At 71.0% G+C, this 20,015-nt stretch carries 16 protein-coding genes and 1 pseudogene; 13 read left to right on the top strand and 4 right to left on the bottom strand.

Features of this window, described 5'->3' with window-relative positions:
- Positions 1 to 157 precede the first annotated feature (157 nt).
- Together P3T41_RS36330 and P3T41_RS36325 are read right to left on the bottom strand one after the other, a co-directional pair.
- A pseudogene (locus P3T41_RS36330) lies at positions 158 to 1,156 on the bottom strand (acyl-CoA desaturase); the annotation flags it as partial.
- A gap of 1,398 nt (positions 1,157 to 2,554) precedes the next feature.
- Positions 2,555 to 3,235, bottom strand: coding sequence for a hypothetical protein (locus tag P3T41_RS36325; RefSeq protein WP_280694939.1), 681 nt, complete (start codon positions 3,233 to 3,235; stop codon positions 2,555 to 2,557).
- Positions 3,236 to 3,320: 85 nt separating this feature from the next.
- Here P3T41_RS36325 and P3T41_RS36320 point away from each other — a divergent pair, with 85 nt between their 5' ends.
- The 13 genes from P3T41_RS36320 to P3T41_RS36260 all read left to right on the top strand — a co-directional run bounded on the left by P3T41_RS36320 (position 3,321) and on the right by P3T41_RS36260 (position 18,860).
- Complete coding sequence (locus P3T41_RS36320; protein ID WP_280694938.1) at positions 3,321 to 3,869, top strand: Uma2 family endonuclease; 549 nt, start codon at positions 3,321 to 3,323, stop codon at positions 3,867 to 3,869.
- Positions 3,870 to 5,039: 1,170 nt separating this feature from the next.
- On the top strand, positions 5,040 to 5,921 hold the full coding sequence (locus tag P3T41_RS36315; RefSeq protein WP_280694937.1) for a hypothetical protein: 882 nt from the start codon (positions 5,040 to 5,042) through the stop codon (positions 5,919 to 5,921).
- 34 nt (positions 5,922 to 5,955) lie between these two features.
- Positions 5,956 to 6,603 carry a hypothetical protein gene (locus P3T41_RS36310; protein WP_280694936.1) on the top strand — a complete coding sequence of 216 codons (648 nt, stop codon included), beginning with the start codon at positions 5,956 to 5,958 and terminating at the stop codon, positions 6,601 to 6,603.
- 32 nt (positions 6,604 to 6,635) lie between these two features.
- Entirely contained in the window at positions 6,636 to 6,914 is a 279-nt protein-coding gene (locus P3T41_RS36305; RefSeq protein WP_280694935.1) for a hypothetical protein, read from the top strand.
- Positions 6,911 to 7,999, top strand: coding sequence for a conjugal transfer protein (locus P3T41_RS36300; RefSeq protein WP_280694934.1), 1,089 nt, complete (start codon positions 6,911 to 6,913; stop codon positions 7,997 to 7,999). The genes P3T41_RS36305 and P3T41_RS36300 overlap by 4 nt, the downstream gene beginning before the upstream one ends.
- Before the next feature lie 19 nt (positions 8,000 to 8,018).
- Entirely contained in the window at positions 8,019 to 8,309 is a 291-nt protein-coding gene (locus P3T41_RS36295; protein ID WP_280694933.1) for a hypothetical protein, read from the top strand.
- On the top strand, positions 8,306 to 8,896 hold the full coding sequence (locus P3T41_RS36290; RefSeq protein ID WP_280694931.1) for a hypothetical protein: 591 nt from the start codon (positions 8,306 to 8,308) through the stop codon (positions 8,894 to 8,896). The genes P3T41_RS36295 and P3T41_RS36290 overlap by 4 nt, the downstream gene beginning before the upstream one ends.
- Before the next feature lie 3 nt (positions 8,897 to 8,899).
- A complete protein-coding gene (locus P3T41_RS36285) occupies positions 8,900 to 11,455 on the top strand; it encodes an ATP-binding protein (RefSeq protein WP_280694930.1) in 2,556 nt (851 codons plus the stop codon).
- On the top strand, positions 11,452 to 13,938 hold the full coding sequence (locus P3T41_RS36280; RefSeq protein ID WP_280694929.1) for a hypothetical protein: 2,487 nt from the start codon (positions 11,452 to 11,454) through the stop codon (positions 13,936 to 13,938). The genes P3T41_RS36285 and P3T41_RS36280 overlap by 4 nt, the downstream gene beginning before the upstream one ends.
- Positions 13,935 to 15,089: an NlpC/P60 family protein gene (locus P3T41_RS36275; protein WP_280694927.1), complete on the top strand. Its 1,155-nt coding sequence runs from the start codon at positions 13,935 to 13,937 to the stop codon at positions 15,087 to 15,089. Before P3T41_RS36280 ends, P3T41_RS36275 begins: the two co-directional genes overlap by 4 nt.
- A gap of 168 nt (positions 15,090 to 15,257) precedes the next feature.
- Entirely contained in the window at positions 15,258 to 15,716 is a 459-nt protein-coding gene (locus P3T41_RS36270) for a hypothetical protein (protein ID WP_280694926.1), read from the top strand.
- Positions 15,713 to 17,893, top strand: coding sequence for an ATP/GTP-binding protein (locus P3T41_RS36265; RefSeq protein WP_280694925.1), 2,181 nt, complete (start codon positions 15,713 to 15,715; stop codon positions 17,891 to 17,893). The genes P3T41_RS36270 and P3T41_RS36265 overlap by 4 nt, the downstream gene beginning before the upstream one ends.
- Before the next feature lie 13 nt (positions 17,894 to 17,906).
- Positions 17,907 to 18,860 carry a replication-relaxation family protein gene (locus P3T41_RS36260; protein ID WP_280694924.1) on the top strand — a complete coding sequence of 318 codons (954 nt, stop codon included), beginning with the start codon at positions 17,907 to 17,909 and terminating at the stop codon, positions 18,858 to 18,860.
- A 189-nt stretch (positions 18,861 to 19,049) separates the two neighbouring features.
- On the opposite strand, the gene P3T41_RS36255 is transcribed toward P3T41_RS36260, so the two are convergent.
- Both P3T41_RS36255 and P3T41_RS36250 read right to left on the bottom strand, forming a co-directional pair.
- On the bottom strand, positions 19,050 to 19,325 hold the full coding sequence (locus P3T41_RS36255; protein WP_280694923.1) for a hypothetical protein: 276 nt from the start codon (positions 19,323 to 19,325) through the stop codon (positions 19,050 to 19,052).
- Positions 19,297 to 19,647, bottom strand: a complete 351-nt coding sequence (locus tag P3T41_RS36250) for a hypothetical protein (RefSeq protein WP_280694922.1) — start codon at positions 19,645 to 19,647, stop codon at positions 19,297 to 19,299. Before P3T41_RS36250 ends, P3T41_RS36255 begins: the two co-directional genes overlap by 29 nt.
- Positions 19,648 to 20,015 lie beyond the last annotated feature (368 nt).

The raw sequence follows: 20,015 nt of genomic DNA, 5'->3' as shown, positions 1-20,015 counted from the left end.
TCATGTTGCTCTTGCCACTCACTACCTGGACTGCTTCCTCCGGGACCCAACCGTCCCAGTATCAAGCTGTCCAGATCAACGGGGGAACTTCACCCTGGGCAAGCAGACACAGGCGCTGGAGGCCGAGGTGAGCGCGCATTCCGCGCGCATCCGAAGTTCAGATGGCCCCGACAGACCCCGTTTCGGCGCCGACCCTGTGCATGTGTCGCAGGCCTTGGCGGTACGACTCGATCAGTCCCGTTTCGGTGTAGGGGAGGCCCAGAGTCTGACAGTGGGCCCGGACGAGGGGCTGCGCGCGGCGCAGGTTGGGACGGGGCATGCTGGGAAAGAGATGGTGGTCTATTTGGTAATTGAGGCCTCCGAAAAGCCAATCGGTGACCATGCCGCTGCGGACGTTGCGTGAGGTGAGCACTTGGCGGCGCAGATAGTCCCAGCGACGGTCGTCGGAGGTCGGCATCGCCATACCTTTGTGGTTAGGGGCGAAAGCACTGCCAAGGTAGAGCCCGAGGAGGGCATGGTGCAGCGCAGCAAAGGTGAGGGCGTGCAGCGGGTCCATGGCCAGGAGCAGCAGTATGGTGTAGCCGATCGAGTGGGCTGCGAGCAGCGTGGCCTCGACCAGTCGTTCGCGGTGCGGCTGGCGGGGCAGGTCATGGATGCTCGTCACCATGAGGAAAAGACCCTCGAACACCAGCAGCGGGAAGAACAGCCCGGCTTGGTGGCGCGTCAGCCAGCGGGCAAGTCCTCGCCGTTGCGTGGCCTGGTGTCGTGTCCAGACCACGACGCTGGGGCTGACGTCGGGGTCTTTGTCGATGTGGTTGGGGTTGGCATGGTGGCGGTTGTGTTTGTCGGTCCACCACGCGATGCTCACACCGAGCAGCAAGTTGCCGTGGACCAGCCCGAGCACCCGGTTCGCCCGGCGGCTGTCGGCGATCTGCTGGTGCCCCGCGTCATGCCCGATGAAGGCGGTGCGCCCGCTGAGTACAGCGGCCGGTAGTGCCAGTGCGAGTGCGCACCAGGAGTTGCCGATCAGTTGCAGGCCTGCTGCGGTAGCGGCGAGCAGCAGCAGGTTCATGGTGATGCTCCGGGTGTACCAGCCCGATCGGCGCTGCAGCAACCCGGCTGCGCGTATCGTGCGCAGCAGTGGGCTGAAGTCACTGGATCTGCGGCTGCTGTCAGCGCAGGAACCAGAGGCCGGCTGGTGGGTGCTGTGCGGGAGGGGTCTGGGATGGGCTGTGCCGCTGGTCGGGTCGACGAGCCGCGGGGTGTGGCTGCCGGGTGGTTGTGCGGCCCGGGTGGCGGGGGCATCAGCCGTCGGCTGTTTCAGTGGCCGTCCCGTGGCCTGGGTGTGAGATGAGGTGAAGCGGCCAATCGCTTGGTGGTGGATGCCCTCGGGCTTCGGGGTTCGGTGGTCCGTCTGCAGGTCGATCGCCCCGTGCAGGCCAAGGGTCTTCTCGTGCTCGCCGCAGTTCCCCCGCCGGATCAGCTGGTTGGCGTGGAGAATCTTGAGAACCCGCTGTGCCCTGGTCCACTCGGGCAATCGGGCAAGGGACGCGTAGAGCGAATTGGGGCTCCGGCCGGGATTCTGCGGAGGGGTCATGGGCCTGCTCTCCTTGCTGTCGGGACGTCCCCAGGGAGCGGCCAGTTGGTCAAGAGCCACAGCCCCTTTGGTGGCTCCTCGTACTTCCCTTAAAAGGGTGCGGTGTCCGTCTCGTCAGTCTGCGAGGGCAGGAACCGCCCGTGCATGGGCATATATCCCGTTAGATATACGTAGCAGTCGGCGGGCTGCTGTCGGTCCACCGGCCGCACATCAGCCACTCGCCGACGGCGGCCAACGACCGCGCGGTTCGGGTACGCGGTCCAGGAAACGACGCAGGTCAACGACCTGCCGAGGGCTGAGGACGACGGCAGCACGGGCCGGTGGCTCCAGCGGCGCGGGGATAGGAGATGATGTTCGGGCAGGCCGCACGCGATACGTCACCGTGCACGTTCGCCGAACGTTTCCTTCCGGCGGCGCCAGGCCCTCGCCACGCACCGGCCGAGCAGTAGAGGGCGTTCGAGCGCGGTCCAAGCCGGCCACCCACCGGCCCCCGCACACCGAACGCTCCACGACACCCTCACCGCTCAGCTCGGCCGCCACCCGCATCCGACGATCCACCCGCCACCGCCTGGCCCGACACACCGCCGAGAAGTACCCGGCATCCGGCCCCGCCGTCGGCCCCAGCCGATCACGACAGCCTCCGCACTCCCGCTCCCCGGCCCGCTCGAGGTCACATTCGCTCGATGCCCTCGGGTACCACACCAGCGTAAAACTCAAGAGGTCGGGGATCAGTGTCGGCGGCGGCTCTGCATCCTCTCCCACGGCTATCGCGTGGAAAGAGGTGTCGTCGCGGCAGGAGGGCTTGCCCACGTGCCGCGACCTGCCGAAACGGGCGATATGGCCGGGATGGGGCTGCAACTCTCGGTGCAACCCCCAGTGCAACGGTTCAGCCGCCCATCCAGACAACGGTTCAGCCCCCTATGAAAGCAACTGGCCGCGCCCGCTGGTGAGTGGCTGTCAGGGAGTGTCACCCTGCCAGTACCACCGCTGTGGGTCCTGCGGGGCGGGGCCGTAGCCGGCACGGCCTCCAGCGCCGAACGCACCGATCTCCGTGGCCAGCGCGGCCCCGCCGGCGAGGTCCTCCGCACTCCACCCCGTGACCTGCTCGGCGAACCTCACGGCCGCGCAGGCGGCGTTGAGGCACCGGAACCGGCGTATCAGCAGCTCGATGACTACCCGGGTGCCGCTGATCGCCGCGTCGGACAACCGTCGCAGGTATCGCCCGTGCACACGTCCCGATGGGCTCCGGCAGTACAGCGCGGGAATATCCATGCTCTCGGCCGTGCCGTTGTAGGTGTCACGGGCCCAGTCAGCGAACGCAGTAGGCGTGTCGTGCCGGTGATCCCAGTACTGCACTCCCTGCCAGTCGTCGACCGCGTAGAACACAGCGTCGGTGCGCCGCTCCTCCAGGAGCTCAGCGATGTACTCCCGGTCTTCGTCGTCGAGGTGCACGGGGTCGAGCGCGGACACCGGGCAGCCGGCCGCCGCCGCGGCATGCTCGGCGCATCGGTCGGAGAGTTTGAGTCCGGGCACCCGGAACACCGGGCCCACGTGGTCGCAGTCGCGGTCCCCGCGCTCGGCGGTGCGCACCGCGACCGGGACGACCTTTTCGAGCGTGAGCGGCTCCTGGCCGTCCATCACCGGGCCGTCGAAGTACTGTAATCACCGCCTCGAACCGTACGAGCAGGGCCTTACTCTGATAGCCCGCCGACCTGGAGACGACATGGACCCGAACCATCTGGCACTGATCGAGGAAGCCCGCAGGATCGCCCCCGAGAACGTCAAGGTCGAATTCTCGGGCGAAGTCATCATCATGCAGGCGGCCCCGTCCGCCATCCATCAGCGCAACCTCGACCACATCGCGCGCCAGTTCGCCAACCACGTTCCCGCGGACTGCTTCGCGAGCCAGAACAGCGGGCTGGCATCCCCGCGGGTCCGCAAGTCCCGCACCCCGGACCTGACCATCCTCCCCGAAGACGTTCCGGAGGGCGAGAACAACGAGGTCCCCGCCGAGGCCGCCCTGATTGCTGTGGAGGTCGTCTCCCCCTCCAACCCGGAGAACGACTGGGTCGGCAAGCTCCGCGACTACCCGCTCATGGGAATCGCGCTCTACCTGATCGTCGACCCGTCCCAGAAGAGCGTCACCCTCTTCGGCGAACCCGAGAACGGCCGCTACCGGGCCAGGGAAGACGCCGACTTCGGTGAAACCGTCCACGTCCCGCAGCCTTTCGGATTCGTCCTGGAGACCGCAGCGCTCCTTCCCTACGGCTGAGCCGGCTGCCTACCGACCGGTGCCAGTGACCGGGGGCACGGCGGCGGTCGCCTCCGCGTCGCGCGGGCCGGGCCTGCTCACGTAGGTGTTCGAGCACGGGGGTCAGGTCGGCGGTCAGAGCGTCCAGCAGCGCGTATCCGTCCTTCGCGTAGGTGATCGCCAGTTGGTCGCGCTTGGTCTAAGCAGAGTTCGCGTGCCGCGCCTGCGACGTGATCATGCACGCGGACCATAGGGGCACCTCCCGGCCGAAGGCTGGGGGAGCATCCCGCAACATCGCCCGCAAAGGCGAGGCCGCGTGGATCGCGGGGCGTGAGTCACGCGTCCCAGCCACCGGGTCGGTGGCTCAGACGTGGAAGGCCACGCGACAGCCAGCCGCGCCCTACCCACAAGCCCGGTCGTTCACGACCGGGTCAAGTTGACGCCGGCGTGGTTGGTGACTATTGATTCGCCCGCCGGGTGGGTCGTCAGGACGTTCGTTGGCGATCGGTGTCCCACTTTCGCAGGACGTCCTGGATCTTCGCGGCCACGTCTGGGTTGACTCCGCGACGTGTGCGGCGTGGCGCAGGTAGGGCTCGGCGCCCTGGAGGAGGGCGGAGCGCGGGTACATCAGCGTGATGGCTGTGTGGGTGCCTTCAGCGAGGATGTGGCTCCAGGCGTCGATGTCCCGGTGTCTGGCCGGCGCCGGGATGTAGCCGGGATGTGACCGGCCACGAAACCACCTCCGGCCTGGAGGCAGACCCAGTCCGTACGTGTGGCGCATCTGCTGCAGGCGATGGCGCCGTTCATGGAAGGGAACCGGCGCTGCCACTTCGTGTCCAGGGCGTAGGCGTCGTGGGCGCGCAGGGTGGGCTCGCTGCACAGGCAACACGCCAACCGCAGTGTGGGACCGGGCAACGGGGCCTGCGAGGTGCCGACCGGATCGCGGGTTTCATGCTGGCACCGGCGTACGGGGTGCGCACCGCGACACACCGGCTGCTGACCAGATGGCAGGCGGGCGAGGGGCCAATGCGCAGGCTTGCCCAGCGGCCGGGAGGCTTGCCCGCAGGGGCTTGCCCAGGGTCCTGCGGAAATGGGCAAGCCTTGGACCTGGTCTTTTCGGGGTTCGGGCAAGCCATCGGTCAAGCCTGGGTGAGGAGAGTTCACGGCACGGGATCCGAGAGGAGATGTGCCGTGACCGATCTGAACCTGTGCCGCGCCGGCGGACTCTTCGCCCGCCTGGACGCCGACTGGGCGGCGCTGTGCGCGGACGCCTCCGTGCGGGACGCCGTGTCGGGCTGGCTGGCCTTCGACCGCCTGGACGACGATGTCGGCGCCCAGGCCGGCGCCTGGGTCGGTGTGCTAGGGCCCGAGCAGCTGCTGGCCGCCCTGCGGCCCGGCGGCCTGTCCGATGCGCTGGCCGACGCCGTGCTGCGGGCGCTGCTGGAGCGTGCCGCCGGCCGTGGTGCGGTGGCGGTGCTGGCCGCGCGGATCGCGGTGCAGGCGATGGTCCCGGCCGCGGTCCGCATGACCCGTGGTCAGGTCCGGCCCTTCGGCGGGCGCTCCTTCGACGACGTGGCTGCCGTGGTGGTGGTCGCGCTCTACGAGACGGCGTGCTCCGGCCGGATCCACCGCCGTCCCGGGCGGCCAGCCGCCAACTTCCTGCTCGACGCGCTGAAGCAGGTCTGCCGTGAGTTGGCCGCTGACCGCGAGGAGCGGGGGGAGGATCTCGCGCTCGCCGAGTACGTGGTCGACATCGGGCCCGGCCTGGATCGCCTGGCCCACCAGCGGGCCGTGCGTACTGCCGCGGCTGAGGCCGGCCTTGAGCCTGTGCCGGGCGCTGATCAGGAGGCGGCCGGGGTCCGGCTGGAGCTGCTGGAGCTGCTCCTGGAGGCGAAGGAGGCCGGGGCCGTCTCGGCGGCCGACGCCCGGGCCATCGCCTGGCACTACACCGCCGACCCGCTGTCGGACGCCGTGGCAGCCCTGCGGGCCGGCACCAGCGCGGGCGCCTGGCAGCGCCGCCGCTCCCGCGCCGTCCACGCCCTCCAGGTCAGGCAGCGGCCGGCCGCGGCCTGACCACACGTCACCCGAACCTATGAGGAGTTCTCTGATGCTGTTCACCTGCTGCCTGAGCGCCTCGCAGCGCTTGCTCGTCCTCGGCTCGCTCTGCCACCTCACTGCCGGTGCCGCGTACCTGGCTCTCACCGGGATCGCCGGCAGCCGGGTGCCGATCCGCCGTCAGGAGATCGGCTCTGGCTCCGGCGCCGCGGTGGCCGCCGCGATGGTGTGGGCCGTGGTGGTCGTGCTGTGGCCGATCCCGTGGGTCTGCCGCACCGTCCGGGCGCTGCGCTGTCGCGCGGGTGCGGCGCAGCCGTGCGAGGAGCGGTTCTGGCGGGCCCAGCCCGCCAGCGTGGTCACCCACCCGATGCGGCTGGCTGCGGCTGCGCAGCCGCAGATGCCGCCGCTGTGGTGCCGCGACGAGTACGAGGCCGTCCACAGCGCTCTCACGGCCTCTCCCGCTGCTGGGGCGGCCAGGGCAGCGGCGCTGGTAGAGCGCTCCGTCCTGGCTTTCGGCCCGGCCCATACGCACGCCCGCTACGCGTGGGAGTTGCTCGCGCACACCGCTCGCCTCGGCCTGGCCGAGCGCCAGGACCAGCCCACCCTGGTCCCGTTTCCGCGAGCTGCCCGTCCGCTCGATGACCAGGCCGCTGTTGGCGCCGACGGCGTTTACCTGCCCGGCTGCCCGTATGCGGTCTGACGCCCCATTATCTCGCTGAGAAGGAGAAGGACATGACGACCTCGACTGCCACGGTGCGCCTGGACGTGGACGAGGAGTGCGTCACCCGCGCCCACCGTCTGCTCATCGGCCTCGGCGCCGCCCTCGTCCACCGCCCCTTCGACACCGACACCCACGACCGGCTTCGCGCCTTCCTCGACGTCGACGCCGCGCAGGTCCTCGCCTGCCTGCGGGTACTGCAGGACCGCGGCGAGGAGCGGCTGCGCCGGCGGATCGACGAGCTGACGGGCTGCCACGTCCTCCCCGCCGGCGGTACGGGTGGTGCGGTGTGAGGGCACTGCTGAACCGCCGCTCGCCGAGCGCCCCGGCGGATGCGGCCGAGGAAGCGCAGGAGTGGGAGGAGGAGGGGGCTGGCGGTTGGTCCTGGTCGAGTGGCGCGACCGCGAACATCACGGTCGTGCTGCGCTGGGCCGCGTGGGGCCTGATGCTCCTGGGCCCGCTACTTGGCGGTGCCGCGTTCCTGTCCCGCCCGGTCTCGGCCAGCCCTGCCCGGGCGCAGCCTCCGCTGAGTGCACCGGCCACTGGCTCGCAGGGTGCGGCCGGTTTCGCCCAGCTCTTCGTCGCCGCCTACATCTCGGCCGGTGACGGCGACCAGGCCAAGCTGGCCGCCTACTACCCCGGCGCCACCGACTTGCGTCTCGAAGGCGCGTCTGGTCGTCGCAGCGGTGACCAGTTGGCGGTGGTGAGGCTGCGTCAGAGCGACCCGAGTGTGTGGTCGGTGACGGTCGCCGCCCGCATCATCACCGCGGTGGGCAGCGGCAGCGCCGGATCGGCTTCCTCCTTGGCCGTCGGCACCGACACGGCCATCGCGCCCCCCACCGCGGCGGCGGGGGCGGTGCGTTACTTCCAGGTGGCGGTGGCCACCGCGACCGCCGGCGGTGGCGCGATGGGGTACGTGGCGCTGGCGCTGCCGGCTGAGGTGGCCGCTCCTCCGTGTGTGCGGGCGCCGGCGTTGGTGTACGGGCCGTGGCGGCCCGCGCTGCCCGGTGACCCGCTGGCTGGAGCTGTCACCGAGTTCCTCACCGCGTACCTCACCGGCAGCGGGGACCTGACGCGCTATCTGTCCCCCGGTACCCAGCTGGCCGCAATCACCCCGCCCCCGTACACCGCACTCGTCGTCGACGAGCTGGCCGTCGAGGGCGAGCAGGACGGCGCCCAGGTAAGCGGGGTTCCGGCGGGCGGCATCCGGCTGCGGGTGCTGGCCCAGTTGCGCGCCACCGGAACCGACGGCATGCGTGTCCCGCTCGCCTACGCCCTCACCCTTCAGGCCCGGGCCGGGCGTTGGGAGATCGCCTCCCTCGATGGCGCCCCCGCCCAGGCCACCACGCCCAACCCCGCGACGTCCGTCTCTTCCTGACCTCGAAGGAGCACTCCTCGTGAACGACACTGCTCTCGCCGCCGGCTGGATCGCCACTTTCACCGGAATCGGTACCGACGCCAAGGGCCTGATCTTCACCATCTTGATCCCGGCGCTGTGCGGGGCTTTCGTCCTGCTCGTCGGCTTCCGGACCAAGTCGCCCGGTCCGACGATCATGGCGTGCATCCTGGCCGCGATCGTCTGGGGCCTGTCGGCCAACATGAGCACGCTGCAGGGCAAGGCCGTCCAGGACATCAACAGCTACAACGGCGGGACCACGTCGTCGTCCGTGCAGAGGGGCGACCAGTGACCTCCGCCCAGGCCGCGGCGGCCGAGGTCGAGCCTGAGCTGATCGGTCGCTGCTACACCAAAGCCCGCTCCAGCCCGCTGGTCGTCGGTGTCGTTCGCGGCGGCGGCGGGCGTAACCTGCGCCTGATCGGCGGCCCCTACACGATCACCCAACTCGGCGCCATGGTCGCAACCGTCGTCCTGCTCATGCTGGCCCGACCCCTATGGGGCGGGCACGGCCTGACCGACGCCCTCGTGTTGATCGGCGCACCGTTCGGGGCGGCCTTCGCACTGCGGCACCTGCACATCGACGGCCGCAACCCGCTCGCCGCAGCCCTCAGCGTCGCGGCGATGCTCACCGCACCCCGCGCGGGCCGCCTGCACGGCCGACCCGTGCGCCCCGTCCGGCCGGTGCGCTGCCACGCCCGGGCCTGCGTCGCCACGGCACCCGCCGGCCCGGGTGCTACCGCCGAGCCCGTCGCCGGCGCCTGGTCGACGCCCGGTTCGGCGCCGCCGCGAGCCGAGGCCCGCCCTACCGCGCCTTGCGCCCCGGTCGCATCCGGGGTGCAGGCCCTCCTCGCCCGCCGCACCACTCACCTCGGGGACTGAACCATGAGGCTACCCATCCGTCACATCGCGAACAACGTGGTCTGGACGACCACCGGAGCCTGCTGGGTGATCTGGCGGGTGGCCGCCACCAACTACTCCCACGCCCCGTCAGCCGCGAAGAAGGCCCGCTTGCAGGCGCTGGAGTCACTGGTCAAGGCGCTGGTCGGCGAGCCGATGCTGCTGAGTCTGTGCCCGCAGGTCGACCCCGTCGCCGTGGTGCGCGCGATGGTCGCCGGCGTCGACCTGGAGGCGAGCCCGCGCTACGAGCAGCTCGGCCACGCCGTCCTCGATGAGCTGGAGGCGATGGAGCTCACCGGCCGCACCGACTGGCTCGCCCTTCCGCTGCCCGCGCTTTCCCGCCGCGATGCCGCGATGTCGACGGTCTCGGCGGCGCGGGCGGAGGTGGACCTGCAGCTGGGGCTGCTGCCCGCCGCGATCACCGCCGCCGAGATCGAGCGGCGCACCGAGCAGGCCCGCCGGATGTGCGCCCAGTGGCCGACCGGGGTGGAGATGCGGCCCGCCACGGAGGCCGAGATTTTGTGGATCTACGGACACGGTGCCCGCCGCGGACTGGTGGAGCCGCTGCTGGCGGACGGCGACGAGCCGGCGGTGCGCGGGCGCGGGCGCACGGTCGCCGCGCTGAGCGAGGTGCTGCTGGCCGAGGGCGGCAGCGACGCCGTCAACTCCGCAGGCGGCGGCCGTGCCCTGGCGTCCAGCCCGTTCAAGCGCCGGTTCCTGCAGGTGTCGAGTGAGTGGGGCGACTCGTATCAGGCGCTGCTGGCGCTGTCCGAGATGCCGCAGGCCTTCGCGCTGCCGGGGGCGGCTTACCTGCAGCAGCTCGACGACCTGGCCTACCCCGTCGACTGGGTGGCCCGACTCGTCGTCACACCGGGTGTGAAGGCTGAGGCGAAGACCCGTCGGCGGGCTCGGCACCTGCGCGCGCAGGTCTCCGAGTACGAGGGCGACCCCGCCGGCCCCCCGGCGACGGTGGCCCAGCACGTGTCCGACAACGACGAATACCGGGAGCGCCTGACGTCCTCGGCCCGCGAGGTCGAGGTCCGCGCCATGGTCACCCTGGCCGTCTGGGGCGCCACAGCGGACGAGGCGCAGGACCGGGCCGCGGCGCTCGCCTCGGACTTCGGCGCCACCGACTACACGTTCGCCCGGCCGGTCGGTGAGCAGTTGAGGTTGTGGCAGGCCATGCTTCCGGGCTGCCGCACCCCCAGGGTGATGCTCGGCTATGCCCAGACCCTCCTGGCGAGGGATTTCGCGATGGCGATGCCCTGGTGCGGCTCGCAGTTGGGTGACGAGCGCGGCGCGCTGTTCGGCCTCCAGCTCGCCTCCGGTGGCGCCCGTCCCGTCCTCGTCGACCCCGCCCGGGGACCACGCGAGAACACCTCGGCTTCGAAGGCGTTCATCGGCGAGCCAGGCGCCGGCAAGAGCCTGGCGATGAAGACCGCCGTCTTCAATGTCCTCGCCACCGGCCGGCGCAGCGACCTGCCCAGCTCGCGCGGCCGCGCGGTGATCGTGGATCGCACCAACGAGGAGGAGTGGGTCAGGTTCGCCAAGTCCTGCCCCGGCACCACCCAGGTCATCCGTGTCGGCCAGAGCGCGGAGGTCAGCCTCGACCCGCTGCGGCTATTCGTCACGCAGAACCCCAAGACCGCGGCCCGGTTCTGCGAGAGCTTCCTGACCCTGCTGCTGGGGGTTCGGCCGATGGACCTCGAAGGGGTCGCCCTGTCCGAGGCGGTCCAGGCCGTCCTGGAGCGGCACGCCCCCTCGATGCGGGCCCTGGTCGAGGAACTGACGGTGCGCGGTGGCGAAGATCCGGCTGCCCGTGCCCTGGCGCGCAAGCTGAACGCGGTCGCGCGCAGGGACCTGGCCCGCGTGGTCTTCGACGAGGCGCTGCCGGTTGTCGACACCCGCCGCGCCGATGCCGTGGTCTTCGCCGTCAACGCGCTGCAGCTGCCCAAGAAGGCCGAACTCGAATCCGCGCACCGCATCGAACGCCTTGAGTTCGAGAAGGTGCTGGGCCGGGCGGTGATGTACCTGGTCGCCGCCGTCGCCCGCGAGAGCGTCATGGCGGTCAAGAACGAGTTCGGCGTCGCCGTCTTCGACGAGTGCTGGTGGCTGACCGGTAGCGATGAGGGCCTTGACCTGCTGCTGGAACTGATCCGCGACGGCCGCAAGCACAACGCCGCCGCCTACCTCGCCAGCCACGACCCCTACGACATCGGACCTGCCGACAGCGAGAAGGGCGCCATCATCCGCGGCCTGATCCCCCACCGTCTCGTCTTTCGCCAGACCAACCGCGAACTGGCCGCACGTGCCCTGGCCTTTCTCGGCGTCGACGCCACCGACCCCGGCCTGCTGGACCTCGTCACCGGCGGCCTGTCGCCAATCGGCCTGCCCGAGGACGAGAAGGCCGCGCGGGCCGGGGAGTGTCTCTACCACGACCTGGCCGGCCGGATCGGGCTGATGCGCGTGCTCATCCCCCGCGACCAGGCGATCGCCCGCACCATCCGCACCACTCCCGGCGACTACCAGGGCGCCGCATGACCGGGACCCGCACCTGGTGGTCGCGTCTTCGGCTGCTCGGCCCCGAACGGCTGCGAACCGCCGTGCTGCTGGCCGCACTCGCGGCCACCGCCGCCGCCCTGCTCACCTCGCTGCCCGCCTGGGCCGACCCCGCCCCCACACCCGCCCCTGCCGCGACATCCTCACCAAGCCCGACGAGCCCGGCCGCAGCGCCCGTGCCGACGGCGGCCGGGCAGGACGCGCCGAGCTTGGAGCAGCAGGCGCTGCTCCAGGAGATCCTGCAGGAGCAGGCGCAGCACCTGACGGCGGACCAGCAGGACGCGCTGCTGGCGGCGAAGACGGGGCAGCTGCGCAAGCTGCTGCCTTCGCAGGGCGGGGTGCTCTCGGTCTTCAACGTCACCGACCGGTATGGGATCCCGATCGAGGCCTACACCGTCACGAGCGACACCGGCGGGATCGCCGACTGGGACCTGGGCATCGACAACCTGCTGACGGAACTGTGCTTCATGGTCGTCAAGTGGGCGATCGCGTTCTGCTGCTGGCTGATCGCCTGGGCCCTGTCGTTCGGGCTGGCCAAGGTGCTGTTGGCGCCCGTCATGTCGGTGTCCACCAGCCTGCACACCCGGGTCGTGGTGGAGATGGGCCTGCCGTCTCTCGCGTTGGCCGTGTGCGCGCTGATCTGTGTCGCCCGGTTCTTCTTCGGCGACCGCGCCCGGGGCTGGGGAGATGCGGCGCTGTCGATCCTGATCGCCGCGCTCACCACCACCCTGCTCGCCTCGCCCCCCACGTTGCTGATGGGCACCGACCACGGGGCGATCGCGGCCACCCGGGGCCTGGCGCTGGAGGTCGCTGACGTCATCTTGCAGGTCAACCCCTCCGCGCAGAACCAGGTTGGCGCCGATGTCACCGGCGCGGACCTGGCGCGCCCGCTCACCGACGCCCTCACCGACAGCTTCATCGTCCAACCCGCGATGCTGCTCCAGTACGGGCAGGTCTTCGACGGCCACTGCGCCAAGGCCTACACGGCCAGCCGGCTCTCCCAACTCGCCTACGACCAGGCCGTGGCCGACCAGATGGCGAAGCTGCAGAAAGCCACCGACGGCATCGCCAACGCCTTGCCTCTGGTCGGCGGCCTGGTCTCTTCCGGCAACGACGCCGCCTCAAGCCTCATCAGCACGTGGGCCCGGGACCACTTCGGCGACCCCCCGATGAGCAAGTTCGAGAAGCAGTGCGTCACCGGCGACCCGGCGACCGCGCGCAAGGCCAGCCTCGACAAGGTCGGCGGCGCCGGCTTCCTCCTGATCGCCGCCCTCATCGTCGCCGCCCTCATCACCGCTCTGGCCGGCTCCTTCCTCATCGCGCAGGTCCGCATCGCCTGGGACGCGATCCGCGGCGAGGGCGCCCTGGTCGCCGGCACCATCCCAGGAGCCGGGCGTAGCTGGCTGTGGGACTGGTGCTCCTCCGTGCTGCGCTCCCTCGCGCAGATGCTGGTCAGCGTCATCGCGCTGGCGGTGTTCATCGTCGTGATCCAGGCCGTCCTGACACCCGCCCAGAACGACTGGGGCAAGGAGTTGACGCTACGCTTCCTCGTGGTCGACGTGGTGTGTATCGCCGCCGTCAAGCAGCGGCGGCGGATCGCGGATCGCACCCGCCAGGTGGGCGCAGCCTGGCGCACCAGGATGTCGGCGGGCCGCGTCGGCGGCACCGGCGGCAGCGTGTTCGCCGCCCCTGCCTCCGCCACCATCGCCAAGCGCCCCCGGATCGCGCGCACCGCCGCCCGCGTGGCGGTGCGCTCCGCGATGGCCGGCGTCTCCCTCGCCCAGGGCAACCCCCTGGCCGCGATCGGCTACGCCATGCTCCAGTCCATCGGCGCCACCGCCCTCATGTCCCGCCTCGCCACCGGCAACCGCACCCGCCGCGCACCCGGCAACGCCGCCCGACCCGCCGGACGCCGACCCCCCACCCAGGGCGGCAACCGCCGTCCGGCCCAGCAGAACACCAGGCCGAACCCCGGCACCCGCTCCCAGGCGCCCACCATCGAGATGCCCGCCGTGCCGAGCCGGGCCACTGGGCCAAGCGACCCGCCGACCATCGAGATGCCACCCGTCCCACGACCAGGCCCCGCCACACCAACACCGGCACCGGCACCGGCCCACGCGGCCACGCGCCCGAACACCCGTCACATCCCCAGCCAGCCCGCCGCCTCCGCACGCCAACAGCAACTGCGCCAGCGCCTGGAGCGCACCCAGCAAGCCCACCGAGCCCGGCAGGCCAACCGCCCCACACCCACGAACCAGCCCACGCCAAGCGGCAGCACCAGCACTCCGGTCACCAGCGCCAGCGCTGGCACCGCGGTCGGCCGCAGCACCATGTCCACGACCCAACCGACACCGGCCCAGCAACCGGCGCAGCGCTCGCGGATGGCCCTGGACTGGGAGGAGTTCGGCCGCACCCCGCCGCCTCCTACGGTCTCCCGCCGTACCCCGCCCCGCAGGCGCCGATGATGAGCGCGCGCACCGGCCGCCTGCTCGGCGGCGCCACCCTGCTGCTCGTCCTGGCCGTCGTCATGACCGCCGCCATCGCCGCCCACGCCTCCGAGCTCGCCCAGGACCAGGCCGACCAGACCCGCCAGACCCAGGCGCCGTGCCCCGGCACCGCACTTCCGGACGCCGACACCGCTCAGCTCTCCCAGCAGGTCCAGCAGGCCCTGGCCGGCACCACCACACCGGTGCGGGTGCCGGGCCTGGATGTCCCGGGCGAACAGATCCCCAACGCCAAGACCATCGTGGCGACCGGCCTCCAGATGGGCGTCCCGGCCGGCGGCCAGGTCATCGCACTCGCCACCGCGCTGCAGGAATCCGACCTGCGCAACCTGACCGGCGGCGACTGGGACTCGGTCGGCCTGTTCCAGCAGCGCCCCTCCCAGGGCTGGGGCACCGCCCAGCAGATCAGCGACCCCGTATACGCCAGCCAGAAGTTCTACAGCGCGCTGCTCGCCGTGCCCAACTGGCAGCAGTTGCCGCTCACCGTCGCCGCCCAAGACGTGCAGAAGTCCGGACACCCCGACGCCTACGCCCCGCACGCAGCCCTCGCCACCGCCCTGCAGCAGGCCATCACCCCCACCCTCGGCGCCGGCGCACCGGCACCAGCCGGGCCCACCGGCAACGGCAGCGGGTGCACCACACCGGCCCCGGCCGCCACCGGGACGATTCCGCCGGGGGCGATCCCGGCCGGCTACCAGATCCCACCGGACGCACCACCCGCGGTGCGCACCGCGATCCAGTGGGCCCTGAGCCAGTTGGGGACCCCGTACCAGTGGGGAGGCGAATGCACCGACCCCCACGGCGCCGACCGCGCCGGGCGCTGCGACTGCTCCTCCCTCGTCCAGCGCGCCTACGGCGTCGCCGGCATCACCGTGGCCCGCACCACCTACGACCAGGTCGATCAAGGCACCGCCGTTGCCGCCGACCCGGCCGCGCTGCGCCCGGGCGACCTGGTCTTCACCGAAGGCACTCCCGACCATCCCGAGCATGTCGCCCTGGCCATCGGCCAGGGACTGCTGGTGCAGGCACCGCATACCGGAGCGGTGGTCGACGTCGTCGAGGTGGCCAACCACGGCACCCTGCTCGCCGTGCGACGGGTGGTGTCGAGCTGATCCGCCGTCACCACTCACCTCTAAGTAAAGGATTGACAAAGTCGCGCGGGCCGTGTCTGAACCGGCTCGGCGGCCCGGCTTGGTCCGGGTGAAGGAACCCATCGTCAGCAACCAGGAGGCCGCCGTGCTCCACATCCCCACCCGCTCCTCGCTCCAGGCGGTGCCGGCATGAGCACCGACTCGCTGCCCGGGGTGCAGTTGCTCCTCGACACCGCCCACCAGACGGTGCTGCTGTCCCCGTACCTGGGGGCCACCGGCCTCGCCGCCGCCTGGGCCGCCGTGTCCCGGTGGCGCCTCCGCAAGACCCGGGCCGCCCTCGCCGACCGCACCAGCGTGGAGGTCGTACCGACGAACAGCTTCGACCCGAGCGAGAGCGAGGTCGGCCGGTTCAGCCACCACCTGGCCCGGGTGCGCCACGCCGCCCGCGACGTCCCCGCGCGCGGCGCGGCCGTCCGCCTGCGCTACACCGCCGACCGCAGCCAGATGCGCTGCCTGATCGAAGGCCCCGCCCAGGCGGCCGCGATCCTGAGCATGCCCGGCTTCGCCAAGGTCGAGGTCCGCTCCACCCGCCCCGGCCAAGCGATCCAGCCGGTCCGCTTCGCCGCCCCTGCCCAGGCGGCCCGGTGAACGCGCCGACGGTCGACCTCGCCAAGCCCGCCGGCGACGGTGCCTGCCGTTCGAAGCGGCCGGTGTACGTAGAGCGCGCCGAGCTCGTGCTGGCGCTGCCCGACCACCAGCCGCTGGCCGCGCTCGGTTTGACGCCCGATCCGCTGCAGCAACTCGCCACCGCGCTCGCCTCGGTACGCACCGAGGACGGGGAGCGGGCCGACGTGGTCCTCGACCTGGTCCCCGTCACCCAGCGCCGCCTGGCCCGCCGCCGGCGGCGCCTGCTGGCCCGCTCCAAGCACCGCGGCCCCACCGCCTACGGCGAGAAACTCACTGGCGGACTGCGAGGAGCTGGACTGCTGGAGTCGTTCACCGCGGCCTGGTCCGGCGGAACCTCGAGCAGCGGCAGCACCAGCCGCGGCGCCCGACTGCCGCGGATGACCGACATCCGCGACGCGGTGGGCAAGTTCGAGCCTGGCACGGCGGTCTTCCAGATCCAACTGCTGCTGCGCACCCAGGCCGCACACCCGCAGCTGGCGCTGGAGCGCATGCACCGGCTGCTCGCCGTCTTCGCCGCCACCAGCGGCGAGAACTACCTGCGCGCGTACCGGCCCCGCACCCGGCGAGCCATCGCCGCCTTCGACCGGCGCTTCGACACCGGGGAGTTCGCACCCAAACGCCGACAGTGGACGACCGTGCCCGAACTCGCCGGATTCCTGAAGCCACCAACGGCCAGGTGCAGCGCACCCGGTGTGGTGCGCTCCGGCGGCCTAGTCCCACCCGCCCCGGCAACGCTGCCCATCTACACCGGCCAAGCGGACCTGGTGCCGCTCGGGGCGGTCGTCTACCCCGACGGCGTCGAGCGGATCGGCGCCGCCAAGGTGAAGGACCTGCTGTTCGGGCTGTCCCTCGGCAAGGCCGGACACGGCAAGACCGAGCAAGCTCTGGTGCAGTGCATCGCCCTCGCGCACGCAGGGTTCGGCACCTGGTTCCTGGACCCGCACGGCGAGGCGTGGGCGCGGGCCAAGCCGTACCTGGCGCACCCTCACATCACCGAGCGGCTGTGGGAGATCAACCTCGCCAAGGTCGCACCGGAGCAGATGGTCGTCTCCTGGAACCCCCTGTCCATGGAGAACCGGGCCATGGCCGATGTCCAAGACGTGGTCCGCTCGGTCGTCGAGGGCATCGCCGCCGCCCAGGACTGGGGAGACCACGCGCCCCGGGCCCGCACGATCCTGGCCCGCACCGCCCAGGCCCTGGCCCTGCTCAACTTGCAGGCCGTCACCGCGAGCAAACCCGCCGCGCAGTGCACGCTCTTCCAGATCAGGACCTGGCTGGTGGACGAGGAGTGGCGCTGGGCGCTGTTGCCGACGCTGCCCCAGCGGGCGAGGGACTACTGGGAGAAGACGTTCCCGACGCTGGCCAAGGATTCGGTGCCGACCGTCACCTACGCGATCGACCGCATCGACACCTCCCAGTCACTGCAGGCGTTCTTCGGCTCGCCGCGCTCCGGCTACGACATCCGCAGCGCGATGGACGAGAGCAAGGTCGTATTCCTCTGCCCATCCGGCTCCGAATCGGACGCTCTGGTCTCCTGCCTGCTCATCCACGACCTGCACCGCGCCGGCCTGTCCCGCCAGGACACCCCCCGCGAGGAGCGCCGCACGTTCTGGGCCTGGGGCGATGAGCTGACCGCCCTCGACTCCTCGTCCAAAGGCTTCCTGGCCGCCATCGCCGAGCAGCTGCGCAAGTACGAGGTGCGGTTCACCGGCATGACGCAGATGGCCCTGCGCCTTTCCGCGATCACCCGCCAGGCGCTGCTACAGAACCAGTCACTGCTGTCCACCTGCGCGGCGGACTACGACGAAGCCGCCTTCGTCACGCGCCGATGGAACGGGCACGTCACCCCCGAGACCGTCACCGAGCTCGCCAAATACCACTACGTCATGTCGATCAGCCTCGACGGAGCACGGACCACCCCGTTCCGGGTCCGCGGCCTGCCCGTCGAAGAGATCTTCGCCCACTACGACAACCCCGACGGCATCCCCGACCTCGATGCGGCGATCGACGCCAACATGCGCCGCCGACCCGCCGGCGACATCCTCACCGACCTCGAGCACCTGGACACCGAGATCCTCGTCCACCACCTCCACCTACCCGCCGGCCACAACGGCGACCCCACCACCACCCTCGACTGAACAGGAGCACGCGATGCCATACCCGACCCCCACGCCCAAGGGCATCGGAGCGATCGGCCAGCAGGCCATGACCGTCCTCTACCAGCACCGCCTCGTCTCCACCGACCAGCTGCACCGCCTCGTCACCCCCCACCACAGCCGCCCCGAGTACCTGCGCCGCCAACTCCACACCCTGCGCGAAGCCGGCCTCGCCGACCGCGTCGGGCGGCGCACCCACGGACAGACCAGCCTGCTGTGGTGGCTCACCCCCAAAGGAGCCGACGCCGTCGAAGCCGCCGACCTACTCCCGGCGCGCCCGTACCGAATGAGCCCCGAGGCCGCCGCCGGCCCCCTCCAGGAACACACCCTGGCCACCGTCGAAACCGGCCTGGCGTTCGTCACCTGGGCCCAGCGGCTCGGCCACGACTGCGGGCCGCTCGACTGGTCACCCGAGACCGCCCACTACTACCGCGACGACACCCGCCCCGGCGAAGACCTCGCCCTCATCCCCGACGCCGTCCTCAACTACGTCCACACCGACGAAACCGAGCGCACCCGCACCCTGCTGACGTTCTTCGTCGAACTCGACCGCGCCACCATGACCATCGCCCGCCTCGCCCACAAACTCCACGCCTACGCCCGCTACCACCAGTACACGCCCCAGCCCCCCGGCCCCCGCGCCAACCGCACCCCCACCCGCGGCACGGCTGCCGTGCCGGCCTGGCGCCACCGCTACCCCGCCTACCCTCGCCTCCTGCTCGTCTTCACCAGCGCCGAACCCACCCGCCTGCAACGCCGCATCGCCGACCTACGCAGCCTCGCCCACACCGACCCACTCCTGACCACCACACCCATCCGCACCGGCGCCACCACCCTCCACCAACTACGCGAACACGGCCCTTTCACACGCGTCTTCACCCCCATCCTCGGCCCCGCCGACCCAGTCGACGCCTGGCTACGCACGCAGGCACCCGCCGCAGCAGCCTGATCACCACGCCGGGGCCCAGTCGGCGGGCCGCTGCCCACCGGGCTCCACGACCCGGTAGCCGTGCGGCGCCGTCCAGGTGGTCGTCCATCCGTTCCAGGGCCCCCTGCAGCTGGCGCCAGGCCGGCCGCCGCAGCCCGCCCTCACCCAGCAGGTCCGCCCCGTCCGCCCCCGTCCTGTCAGGGCAGATTTTTAGAGACACTGGACGCGGAGAATATAAACGCGCTCATCACGTGGGACGATCATGTACCAGAAAATGCCATCACCAACGTCAGCGGTCTTCATCCGTTCACCAGCTCCCTGATAGGTGAAGCCGTCCAAGTAGAGGGCTGCGGCAGCCCGAACGATCTCGCCAGCTTTCTTTTCGACCTGGGCAACAAAGGCAAGCGGCGCCCCGGTGACGACGTTGTCTTCATCAGGTTGTACTCCCAGCGCCAGGTCATCCGCGCACCACCTCGACAGCGGCATTCACAATGGCTCCGGCGAGGGCGGCTTGCCGCCGGCGCTCTTCTGAGGTCTCCGCGTGGTTGGCGAGATACTCGGCACGATGCAGTTCGGCGAGCGTCTCCGGGTGGCGCGCAATCTCGATATCCACAGCCCATTTCATGGTGAAACGCAGTAGGGGCTTGAGGCTCTGATATTCCACCGCCTCCGTCATGGCACGCGCCTGGTCCGCGGTCATCTCAGTCAGCCGGTGCGGGATGAGAGCCGCTACAGCCTCATACAGAGCCATCGGCGTTTGAGCGGGCTGCGGGATCAGTTCGGGGCCATGGATCGGCTGAGCGCTCATGGGAATCCTCCTTCGGGTACCCAGGACAGTACCGGCAGCCGGGCACGGCCAGGATGAGTCCGGGGTGCCTGAGGCGAGCTCCCGTTCTCCGCCAGCAGGCCGAGAACGGGAGCTGACGGGTTCACGAACAGCGGCTGGAGCGCGGGCACCGCGCCTGCCTGCGCCATCACACAGAAGGCACCCGCTCATCGCAGCCTGGTCCCTGGATCGAGCCCGGTCCAGGCGGTGTCGCCCCACCGCTCGCGTCCCAGGCCGGAGCTCCTCGCAGACGTCCCCTGAAGTTCCCCCCTGATCTTGGACAGCGGGTGCTTACGCTGCAGGGGTGAAGTCGTGCCGGAGCCTGGCTCGGGTTTCGAGTGGGGTGAGGT

It is taken from the genome of Kitasatospora sp. GAS204B, from assembly GCF_029892155.1.
Lineage (GTDB): Bacteria > Actinomycetota > Actinomycetes > Streptomycetales > Streptomycetaceae > Kitasatospora.
The sequence above is the reverse complement of the archived record's forward strand: the minus strand, read 5'-3'. Positions and strand labels throughout refer to the sequence as shown.